Here is a 10302-nt window from a genome sequence, read left to right as displayed (position 1 = left end):
AGGCGCGGCGGGCGCTCCGCGCTCACGCTTCGTCCTCCATCGCCGCGTCCGCAAGTCCATGCAGTGCGAGCAGGCGCAGGCAGCGTGCGTGATGGGCGCCGCCGTTCGCCGCCGGCACGCGGACGCCGGGCAGCACGAGCGCGTAGCGCAGGCCTTCGCGCTCGGCCGCGAGCACCCAGGCGACGAGCCGCGACAGCCGGCGTTCGTCGTCGAGTCCGGGTGGAAGGCGCTCCCAGTCGAGCAGGAGCTCGCGTCCCCGCCCGGAGGCGAACTCCTTGGTCAGCATCGGCCCGCCGCGCGCGAGCACCTTCCACGCCACGTGGCGCGGCGAGTCGGCGCTGCGGTGCGCGCGCAGGCCGGCGAAGTCGTCGTCGCCCTCGCGCGTGCGCCGGCCGCCGTGGGCATCGCCACCCGCATCGAGGGGTAGGGGGGGCGGATCCGGTTCGGGGGCGGGCAGCACCAGGCACTCGGCGTCGGGCACGAACACGCTCCAGGCCCGGATGAGGCCGAGCGGCCAGCGCGTCTCCAGCACGCTGCGTCCGAGCGCGAGGCGGCCGCGCCGCGGCGCGGGGCAGGCGAGGGCGGCGGCGGTCTCCTGTGCGGCGGGGAGCTCGAAGGCGCTCCAGTGTCCGTGCGCGCCCAGGCGCAAGGCGGGGCGTCGTCGGGGGGCGGGGTTGTCGATGAGGAGGTGGAACACGGCCGTGTCGCCGGCGAACACCGGCGCACAGCGCCCGGGGCGGATCGACAGGCCGTACAGGTTGCGGAAGGCATGCAGCATGCTCGCTGCGGCGCTGCCGCCGAGTGTGAACACGAGCGCGTAGCCCAGGCTCAGGTTGTAGTTGATCGCGGCCAGCAGCATCACCAGCAGCGCGACGGCGAAGCCGATGCCCGCGGCGCTCGGCAGCACGTAGATGCGGCGCTGGCCAAGGCGGATCGGCCCCGGTTCGGGTGCGCCGATGCGGAACAGCCAGCGGTCGGCCGTCCGGCGCAGGTCTGCGGCGAACGAGGTGACGAGGCTCGCCATCAGCCCACGGCGACCGCCTGCAGCAGCCGGACCAGCGTCGCCGGCGGCGCCGGGCGGCCATCGCCGGCGAGATGCAGGCGGTGCGCGCCGACGTGCGGGAACAGGGTCTGCACGTCCTCCGGCAGGACGTGGTCGCGGCCATCGAGCAGCGCCCAGGCGCGCGCCGCGGCGAGCAGGCCGAGGCCGGCGCGCGGGCTCAGTCCGCCTGCGAGCTCCGCGCTGTTGCGGGTGGCGGCGAGCAGGGCCTGGACATAGGCGACGAGCGCCTCGGCGACATGCAGGCCCTGTGCCGCCTGCTGCATCTCGATGAGTTCGGCCGGGCCGATCACCGCCGGCTGGCGCTCGAGCAGGCCGCGCCGGTCCTCGCCCATCAGCAGCGCGCGCTCGGCCTGCGGGTCCGGGTAGCCGAGGCGGATGCGCAGCAGGAAGCGGTCGAGCTGGCTCTCGGGCAGCGGAAAGGTGCCGATCTGGTGGGCGGGGTTCTGCGTGGCGATCACGAAGAAGGGTTCGGGCAGCGCGCAGGTCTGGCCGTCGGCGGTGACCTGGCGCTCCTCCATGGCCTCGAGCAGCGCGCTCTGCGTCTTGGGCGTGGCGCGGTTGATCTCGTCGGCGAGGATGAGCTGGGCGAACACCGGCCCGGGGTGGAAGCGGAAGGCCGCGGTGTCGCGGTCGAAGATCGATACGCCGAGGATGTCCGCGGGCAGCAGGTCGCTGGTGAACTGGATGCGCTGGAACTGCAGCCCCATCAGGCGGGCGAGCGCGTGCGCGAGCGTGGTCTTGCCGACCCCGGGCACGTCCTCGATCAAAAGGTGGCCGCGCGCGATCAGGCAGGCGAGCGCGAGGCGCAGCTCGCGCTCCTTTCCGAGGATGATCCTCGAGGCGGCCTCGAGCAGACGATTCGCATGGTGCAGGGGCATCGTGGCGCACTGTGAAATTGGCCTGGAAGCGGTGATAATAGACGACAAAGGCAAGCGGCCCGACGATCGGACGCAACACGGTCGGCGGCCGCCAGAGTCGGGAGGGGGTGCGTGTCGCCCCGTTTCCGTCGTCCGCGAGGCGAGAGGGAGGGGTATGACCACGACAGCATTCATTACTCACCGTGACTGCTGGCTGCACGACATGGGCACGATGCATCCCGAGTGTCCCGACCGGCTGTCGGCGATCAATGATCGCCTGATCGCCTCGGGCCTCGACATGTACGTGTCCTTCTTCGATGCGCCGCTGGCCGAGCGCGAGCAGATCCTGCGCGTGCATCCGGCCGAGCATCTCGACAACCTGCTCGATAGCGTTCCGGAGCACGGCATCCGCCACCTCGACCCCGACACGGCGATGAGCCCGGGCACCATGAAGGCGGCGCTGCGCTCGGCGGGCGCGGGGGTGTACGCCACCGACCTGGTGATGAAGGGCGAGATCGAGAACGCGTTCTGCGCGGTGCGCCCGCCAGGCCACCATGCCGAGCGCGCCAAGGCGATGGGGTTCTGCTTCATGAACAACGTCGCCATCGCCGCGCGTCATGCGCTCGAGGCGCACGGGCTGGAGCGTGTCGCGGTGGTCGACTTCGACGTCCATCACGGCAACGGCACCGAGGACATCTTCCGCAACGACCCGCGGGTGATGATGGCAGGGATCTTCCAGCATCCCTTCTACCCGTACTGCGGCACCGAGAACCCGCCGGCGCACATGTGCAACGTCCCGCTGCCCGCGGGTACGCGCGGCGACGCCTTCCGCCAGGTGTTCGGCGACATCGTCGTGCCCGCGCTGCGCAGCCACAACCCGCAGATGATCTTCATCTCCGCCGGGTTCGATGCGCACTACGAGGACGACATGGGCTCGCTCGGCCTGCTCGAGGCCGACTACATCTGGGCGACGCAGCAGATCAAGGGCGTCGCCGAGGCCTGTGGCCACAAGCGCATCGTGTCGGTGCTGGAGGGCGGGTACTCGCTGTCCTCGCTGGCGCGTTCGGTGGTGGCCCACATCAAGACCCTGGCCGATCTCTGAGCCCCGCTCCCCGCGCCGCCTTCGCTGGTGCCGGCCGGCACGCCCGCTCCAAGGGGCTGCCGGCCGCGTCCTGTAACAGCGGCGGGCTCGACCGCGCGCGGCGATCGGTTAGAATCCCAGCTTTAATTCACTGTCGGACGCCATGATTACCGGATCGCTTGTCGCCATCGTCACGCCCATGCACGACGACGGCAGCCTGGACTTCCCCCGCCTTCGCAGCCTCATCGACTGGCACATCGCCGAAGGTACCGACGGCATCGTGATCGTCGGCACGACCGGCGAGTCGCCCACGGTCACCGTGAGCGAGCACTGCGAGCTGATCCGCGTGGCCGTCGAGCATTGCGCGGGCCGTGTCCCGGTGATCGCCGGGACCGGCGCCAACTCCACCGCAGAGGCGGTGGAGCTCGCCCGCTTCGCCGCGCAGGCCGGCGCGAACGCACACCTCTCGGTGGTGCCTTACTACAACCGGCCCACCCAGGAAGGCCTTTACCGCCACTTCCGCACCATCGCCGAGGCGGTCGAGCTGCCGCTGATCCTCTACAACGTGCCTGGTCGCACCGTCGCCGACCTCGCCAACGACACCGTGCTGCGCCTCGCCGAGGTGCCCAACATCGTCGGCCTCAAGGACGCCACCGGCAACCTCGACCGCGCCTGCGACCTCATCGAGCGCGCGCCGGCGGATTTCGCGCTCTACAGCGGCGACGACATGACGTCCGCCGCCTTCCTGATGCTCGGCGGCCATGGCGTCATCTCGGTGACCGCCAACGTCGCGCCGCGTGCGATGCATGCGCTGTGCGCGGCTGCCGCCGCGGGCGACATGCGCACGCTGCGCGAGACCAACGCCACGCTCACCGGCCTGCATCGCGACCTCTTCTGCGAGGCCAACCCGATCCCGGTGAAGTGGGCGGTGGCGCGCATGGGGTTGATCGGCGACGGCCTCCGCCTGCCCCTCACCCCGCTGTCCGCAGCCCATCACGAGCGCGTGCGCGCGGCGATGCGCAAGGCCGGCATCCAGGCCTGATCCGAACCTCTCTGCCCAGGACTTCCATGATCCGCTCCAAGCGCACCTCCCTGTCCCTGCTCGCGCTCTCGATCGCGCTCGGCGGTTGTTCGGGATCGCTGCTCGAATCCAAGCGCATCGACTACAAGAGCGCGAAGCAGATCGAGCGTCCGCTCGAGATCCCGCCCGACCTCACCGCGCCGCAGCGCGACGACCGCTTCGCCGTGCCCGATGTCGCCCCGCGTGGCATCGCCACCTACTCCGCCTACACGGCCGACCGTGCCGGCCAGCCCGCGCAGGCCTCCAGCGGCCCTGCGGTGCTCGCCAAGTCCGACACCATGCGCATCGAGCGTGCGGGCAGCCAGCGCTGGCTGGTGGTGGGTGGCACGCCCGAGGAACTGTGGCCGCAGATCAAGGATTTCTGGCTGGAGCTCGGCTTCATCCTCGACATCGACAGCCCCGAGATCGGCGTCATGGAGACCGACTGGGCCGAGGATCGCGCCAAGATCCCGCAGGACTTCGTGCGCTCGACCATCGGCAAGGTGCTCGACGGCCTGTTCTCGACCCCCGAGCGCGACAAGTTCCGCACCCGCCTCGAGCAGGGCAAGGAGGCAGGGACCGTCGAGGTGTATGTCTCGCACCGCGGCATGATGGAGATCTACCCCACCGAGGCCAAGGACTCGACGATCTGGCAGCCGCGCCCGGCCGACCCCGAGCTCGAGGCCGAGATGCTGCGCCGCCTGATGGTCCGCCTGGGGGCCGAGGAGGCGCGCGCCGAGGCCGCGATCGCCACGCCGCAGCAGGCTTCGGAGCGGGCGCGCATCGCCTCCGCCGCCGACGGCCAGGTGATGTTGGTGATGGACGAGGCCTTCGACCGCGCCTGGCGTCGTGTCGGCCTGGCGCTCGATCGCATCGGCTTCACGGTGGAGGACCGCGACCGTGCCCAGGGCCTGTACTTCGTGCGCTATGTCGACCCGGATGCCGACAACCGCAGCTCGGAGAAGGGCTTCCTGTCCAGCCTCGCGTTCTGGCGTAGCGACGACAAGCCGGCCGCCGGCGGCAGCGAATATCGCCTGCGCGTGCAAGGCCAGGGCGATGCTTCGAGGGTCAGCGTGCTCACCCGCGAGGGCGGACTGGACAGCTCCGACACCGCGCGCCGCATGCTCGGCCTGTTGCAGGAGCAGCTGCGCTGAGCGACACGAGGGACGGGCCTCCACGAGGCCGCGTCCCCCGGGCTGCGGAGGTGGTCTTCGCCGAAGTGCTCGCACCATGAAAAAAGCCGGCTTGAAGCCGGCTTTTTTCGTCTGGGCCCACGCGCGGGCCCTTCCCTTACTTCGCAGCCGATTCCTTGGCGGCGCCGACCGCCGCTTCGGCGGCGGCCTTGGCTTCGGCCGCAGCATCGACGGTGTCGGCCTTGGCTTCGGCGGCGGCGTCCTTTACCGCCTCGACGGCGGCGCCGGCCTTCTCCGCCGCAGCGTCGGCGACGGCGTCCGCCTTCTGCGCGGCGGCATCGGCAGCGGCGGCAGCCTTGTCTGCCGCGGTGCTGGCGGCTTCCTTGGTCGCCTCGACCGCGGCGGCGGCCTCCTGCTTGACGGCCTGCGCACCGGCAGCGGCTGCGTCACCCGCAGCCTTCGCGCTTTCCTTGGCTGCTTCCACGGCCTGAGCGGCCGATTCCTTCATCTGTTCCTGTGCCGAGGGCGCCGGCTGGACCGCGACCGGCTCTTCCTTCTTGCCGCAGGCGGACACGGCGAGGGCGACGAGGGCGACGGCGAGGATGGAATGCTTCATGGTCTGTCTTCCTTGTTCTGGGGGTTGGGTGCGTGCGGCCTGTTATCGCGGGTCGCCGGGCTCTCCCGGTGATCACGCCGAATGCCGCAATGCAAAAGAATTCTAGCATGCGGGTTCATGTCGTCCGGATGTCGTTCCGGTGCAGTCGTGTGCCGGAAAGGTAAGGAGAGATTGCCGGAAGCGGGCGCCTGCCGGGGCGTGGCGCGGTAGAATCGCGCGCTTTCAGACCCTCTCCCGACGCCCATGCCGACAGCCAAGATCGATTCCCTGGACCACGAAGGCCGCGGCGTGACCCGCGTCGATGGCAAGGCGGTGTTCATCGAGGGCGCCCTGCCGGGCGAGCGCGTCGAATATGTGGTGCGGCGGGCCAAACCGAGTTACGAGCAGGGCGAGACCGTGCGCGTGCTGCGCCCGAGCGCCCAGCGCGTGGCGCCGCGCTGCCCGCATTACGGCGTGTGCGGAGGCTGCTCCATGCAACATCTGGATGCGGATGCGCAGGCCGCGGTGAAGCAGCGCATCCTCGAGGACGCGCTGCGCCACATCGGCAAGCTGCGCGCCGGGCGGATCCTGGCGGCGATCCACGGCCCCGCCTGGGGTTATCGTTACCGCGCGCGCCTGGGCGTGCGCATGGTGCGGAGCAAGGGCGGGCTGCGCGTGGGCTTCCACGAGCGCCGCTCGAGCTACCTCGTCGATATGCACACCTGCCTGGTGCTGCCTCCTGCGATCTCTGCGCTGCTGCCGCGCCTGCGCGCGCTGCTGGCCGGGCTGTCGATCGCGGATCGCCTGCCCCAGGTCGAGATCGCGGTCGGCGAGGGCAGCACCGTGTTCGTGTTCCGTAACCTGCTGCCGTTCTCTGCCGCCGACGAGGAGCAGCTCGCCGCCTTCGCCGACGCCGAGGGCATCCAGGCCTGGATCCAGCCCGCCGGCCCGGATTCGGCGCGGCCGCTGCACCCGGCAGACGCGCAGGCGCCGTTCTACACGCTGCCCGAGTTCGGCCTGCGCCTGGATTTTCGGCCGACCGACTTCACCCAGGTGAATGTGGACATCAATCGCCTGCTGATTCGGCGCTCGATGCAGCTGCTGGACCCGCAGCCGGGCGAGCGCATTGCCGACCTGTTCTGCGGGCTGGGCAACTTCAGCCTGCCGATCGCGCGCCTCGGCGCCGAGGTGGTGGGGGTCGAGGGCAGCGAGGTCCTGGTCGAGCGCGCCCATGCCAACGCGGCGCGCAACGGGCTCGCCGGGCGCTGCGAATTCCACGCCGCCAACCTGTTCGAGACCACCGAGGACAGCCTCGCCGCGCTCGGCCGGCTGGACAAGCTGCTGATCGATCCGCCGCGCGAGGGCGCGATCGCGGTGGTGAAGGCGATCGACCCCTCGCGCGCGCCGTCGCGCATCGTGTATGTGTCGTGCAACCCGGCGACGCTGGCGCGCGACGCCGCGGTGCTGGTGCACGAGAAAGGCTACCGCCTCGCCGCGGCGGGCATCGCCAACATGTTCCCGCAGACCTCGCACGTCGAGTCGGTCGCGCTCTTCGAGCGCGAGCCCGAGGGGCGCACCGGGCAGGCGTGATCGCGGGCGATCGCCCTCCGATGCGGGTGCGTCGCGGTGGTATACTTCGCGTCCTTGCGGAGGCGTGGCAGAGCGGTCGAATGCAACGGTCTTGAAAACCGTCAGGGGTTTACGCCCCTCGTGAGTTCGAATCTCACCGCCTCCGCCACCCCCGGGCGCGAATCCTCGATGCGCCGACCCTGGGCGCGTTTCCCGAATCCCCGTCCTGTCTTCAGGGCCTGTCCTTCGTCAGCTCCGCGGTCAGCAGGCGATCGACGTCGGCGACGATCTCTTCCTCGGCGATTCCCGCGAGCGCCTGCAGGCGGATGCGCGCGACCAGCAATTCGTGGCGCGCCTGCGCGGCGTCGCGGCGGGCGGTGTGGTGGCGGCGCAGGGCGTCGAGCACGTCCGCCGAGCTGAACACGCCCGCGTTCTGGCCGCGGCGTGCGCCCTGCAGGGCGAGTTCGCTCGATGCGACGGCGTCGTCGAGAGCGGCCAGCCTTGCCCGACCGCTTTCGATGGTGCGGAACTGGCGTTCGATGTCGAGCTGGAGGCTTTGCAGGTCGTCCTCGAGGCGAGCCTGGGCGCGCGCGAGCTCGGCGGCGGCCCGCCGCACCGAGGCATCGACGCCGCCGCCGGCATAGATGGGGATGTTCACCTGCACCCCGATGCTGTACTGGCGCGTCTCCTGGTCGAGGGTGCTGATCGATTCGTTCTCGGCGTTCACCGCGCTGGCGACAAGATCCACGCGCGGATAGTGGCCTGCGCGGTTGCGGCGGATCTCGTGCTGCAGCGCGTCGATCTCGCGCTGCCGCGTGGTGATGGCCGGGTTGTTCGCGCGCGCGAGCGCGATCCATTCGGGTAGTGCGCGGGCGTTCGGGAGCAGGGGCGAGGCGTCCGCAGCCAAGGTGCGCAGGGCGAGTTCGTCGCTCCCGGTGATGCGGACCAGTGCACGCTGCGCGAGTTCGCGCTGGTCCTCGGCGGCGATCAGTTCGGCGCGGGCGCTGGCGAGGCTGGCGGTGGCGTCGGCGAGCTCGGTCCGCGTACCTTCGCCGGCGGTCAGGCGGCGGCGGGCGATCTGCGTCTGGGTGTCGAGCGCTTCGACCTGAACGCGTGCGAGGGCGCGCGTCTCCTCGGCGAACAGGCGCTGCACGTAGGCGAGGCCGAGGCGGTCGAGCAGTTCGCGGCCGCCGGCAGCGAAACGCGCGCGCGCGCCTTCGGTCTGCGCCTGGGCGGCGGCATAGCGGCTGTACGCCTCGAGGTTGAACAGCGGTGTGCGCAGCTGCAGCGCGGCGACCGGGTTGCGGTAGTCGAGATCGTCCTTGGGGCGCGGGGGGGCGTACTCGCGCTCGCCGCGCACGCGGGACTCCGAGTAGCTCGCGGTGACCGTGGGCAGCAGGCCGGCGCGGGCGATCGGCACGAGCTCCTCGCCGGCCTCGAGCTCATGGCGGGCCGCACGGTAGGCGGCGTCGTTGGCGCGCGCGGCGTCGAAGGCGGTGGCGAAGGCGCCGGCGGCGAACGCGGGCGCCGGTGCGAGGGCGAGCGCTAGCGCCAAGGCGAGGGGACGGGGGTCGATGCGCATCATGGTTCGGTCAGGGCGCCCTGGAGCCGGTCGGTGAGCGGCTTGACGAGGTAGTTGAGGAGGGTACGCTCGCCGGTGCGCACGAAGATCTCGGCCGGCATGCCCGGGCGGATCTCGTACTGGCGCAGCTTGTGCATGCCCTCGGCGGTCACCTCGATCACCGCCTTGAAGTATTGGATGCCCTGTTGGGGCTCGACCAGCACGTCGGCCGAGACCTGCAGCACGCGTCCGGCCACGTTGGGCGTGGTGGCGCGGTTGAAGGCCGGGAAGAGGATGTCCACCTCCAGCCCGGCGCGCACGTGGTCGATCAGGTGGGGCGGGATCTGCGCGTCGATCTTGAGCGGCTCATCGGCCGGCACGATCTCCATCAGCGGGTTGCCGACGCCGACCACTCCGCCCACGGTATGGACCGCGAGGCCGACGACGAGGCCGTCGGCCGGGGAGGCGATCTCGGTGTTGCGCAGGTCGAACTCGAGCGCCTCGATGCGGCTGAGGAGGGCACCCGCATCGCGCTGGACCTCGGTGAGCTGGGATTCCACCTCCTGGCGTTGCTGGTTCTCGCGCGCGACCATGCGCGAGCGGGTCTCCGCGATCTGCTGGCGGATGCGGCCGCTGTTGCCCGCGTCCTCGGCGATCGCGGCGTTGAGCGCGGCGAGGCCGCGCTCCTGCTCGGAGAGGCGGTTGCGCGGATAGAAGCCTTCGTCGACGAGCTCGCGCTGGCGTGCGATCTCGTCGCGCAGCAGTCCGACCTGGGTGCGGCGCGCGCGCGAGGAGGCTTCCACTCCGCGCAGCTGCGCCTCGAGGCCGAGGATGCTCTCCTCCAGGATGGCGAGTTCGCTCGCGAGTGCACGGTTGCGGGTGGCGAAGAGTTCGCGCTGCAGCGCCATCGCGGCGCTGGCGCGTGGGTCGGCGTGGGCGTTGGCGAGCGCTGCAGGAAACTCGATCTGCGTGTGGCCGAGGCGTTCTGCGACCAGGCGGGTCTCGACCGCGCTCGCGGTGAACCACTGCCCGCGCGCGACATCGAGCTGCGAGCGCGCCTGGGTGTCGTCGAGCCGCACGAGGATCTGGCCGGCACGCACCGCGTCGCCGTCGCGCACCGCCAGCTCGGCGATCTTGCCCCCGACCAGCGGTTGGACGGCCTTGCGGTTGCCGGAGACCACCACGGTGCCGGGAGCGGCGACGCCGGAGTCGAGCGGGGCGAGTGTCGCCCAGGCCATGAAGCCGCCGAAGCCGGCGACCACCAGGAGCCAGCCCCAGCGGCGCGCGCGCGAGTCGCTGAGCTCGGTGTGCGCCGCGGCGCCGGATTGTCCGCCGGGCGGCGCGCTGGAATCGGGAGAGGAAGGGGGCATCGGGGGATTCCGG

The 10302-nt window shown here is 71.2% G+C and carries 9 protein-coding genes and 1 tRNA gene; 5 read left to right on the top strand and 5 right to left on the bottom strand.

Annotated features, from left to right (window positions below; all coding sequences use genetic code 11):
• Positions 1-22: 22 nt before the first annotated feature.
• Both C667_RS07695 and C667_RS07690 read right to left on the bottom strand, forming a co-directional pair.
• The gene (locus tag C667_RS07695) at positions 23-1024 is read right to left on the bottom strand and encodes a DUF58 domain-containing protein (RefSeq protein ID WP_004359878.1); all 1002 of its coding nucleotides are present in this window, start codon (positions 1022-1024) and stop codon (positions 23-25) included.
• Complete coding sequence (locus C667_RS07690) at positions 1024-1941, bottom strand: AAA family ATPase (protein ID WP_004359877.1); 918 nt, start codon at positions 1939-1941, stop codon at positions 1024-1026. The genes C667_RS07695 and C667_RS07690 overlap by 1 nt, the downstream gene beginning before the upstream one ends.
• A gap of 154 nt (positions 1942-2095) precedes the next feature.
• Between C667_RS07690 and C667_RS07685 the strand changes: the two genes are divergently transcribed.
• From C667_RS07685 to bamC, 3 genes are all read left to right on the top strand, one after another.
• A complete protein-coding gene (locus tag C667_RS07685; RefSeq protein WP_039920984.1) occupies positions 2096-3022 on the top strand; it encodes a histone deacetylase family protein in 927 nt (308 codons plus the stop codon).
• Positions 3023-3164: 142 nt separating this feature from the next.
• On the top strand, positions 3165-4043 hold the full coding sequence (gene dapA, locus C667_RS07680; RefSeq protein WP_004359875.1) for a 4-hydroxy-tetrahydrodipicolinate synthase: 879 nt from the start codon (positions 3165-3167) through the stop codon (positions 4041-4043).
• Positions 4044-4069: 26 nt separating this feature from the next.
• Entirely contained in the window at positions 4070-5215 is a 1146-nt protein-coding gene (gene bamC, locus C667_RS07675; RefSeq protein WP_004359874.1) for an NlpB/DapX family lipoprotein, read from the top strand.
• A 136-nt stretch (positions 5216-5351) separates the two neighbouring features.
• Here bamC and C667_RS07670 read toward each other — a convergent pair whose 3' ends face one another.
• Positions 5352-5810 (bottom strand): hypothetical protein, encoded by a 459-nt coding sequence (locus C667_RS07670; RefSeq protein ID WP_004359873.1) that lies wholly within the window; start codon positions 5808-5810, stop codon positions 5352-5354.
• A 243-nt stretch (positions 5811-6053) separates the two neighbouring features.
• Between C667_RS07670 and rlmD the strand changes: the two genes are divergently transcribed.
• Together rlmD and C667_RS07660 are read left to right on the top strand one after the other, a co-directional pair.
• Positions 6054-7379: a 23S rRNA (uracil(1939)-C(5))-methyltransferase RlmD gene (gene rlmD, locus C667_RS07665; RefSeq protein WP_004359857.1), complete on the top strand. Its 1326-nt coding sequence runs from the start codon at positions 6054-6056 to the stop codon at positions 7377-7379.
• Between the two features lie 58 nt (positions 7380-7437).
• A tRNA-Ser gene (locus C667_RS07660) sits at positions 7438-7527 on the top strand.
• A gap of 63 nt (positions 7528-7590) precedes the next feature.
• Here C667_RS07660 and C667_RS07655 read toward each other — a convergent pair.
• Both C667_RS07655 and C667_RS07650 read right to left on the bottom strand, forming a co-directional pair.
• The gene (locus tag C667_RS07655; protein ID WP_004359856.1) at positions 7591-8943 is read right to left on the bottom strand and encodes a TolC family outer membrane protein; all 1353 of its coding nucleotides are present in this window, start codon (positions 8941-8943) and stop codon (positions 7591-7593) included.
• Positions 8940-10289: an HlyD family type I secretion periplasmic adaptor subunit gene (locus tag C667_RS07650; RefSeq protein WP_004359855.1), complete on the bottom strand. Its 1350-nt coding sequence runs from the start codon at positions 10287-10289 to the stop codon at positions 8940-8942. The genes C667_RS07655 and C667_RS07650 overlap by 4 nt, the downstream gene beginning before the upstream one ends.
• Positions 10290-10302: the final 13 nt, after the last annotated feature.

This window comes from Thauera phenylacetica B4P (genome assembly GCF_000310225.1).
In the GTDB taxonomy this organism is placed as follows: domain Bacteria; phylum Pseudomonadota; class Gammaproteobacteria; order Burkholderiales; family Rhodocyclaceae; genus Thauera; species Thauera phenylacetica.
This window is presented reverse-complemented; position numbering and strand designations above follow the sequence as displayed.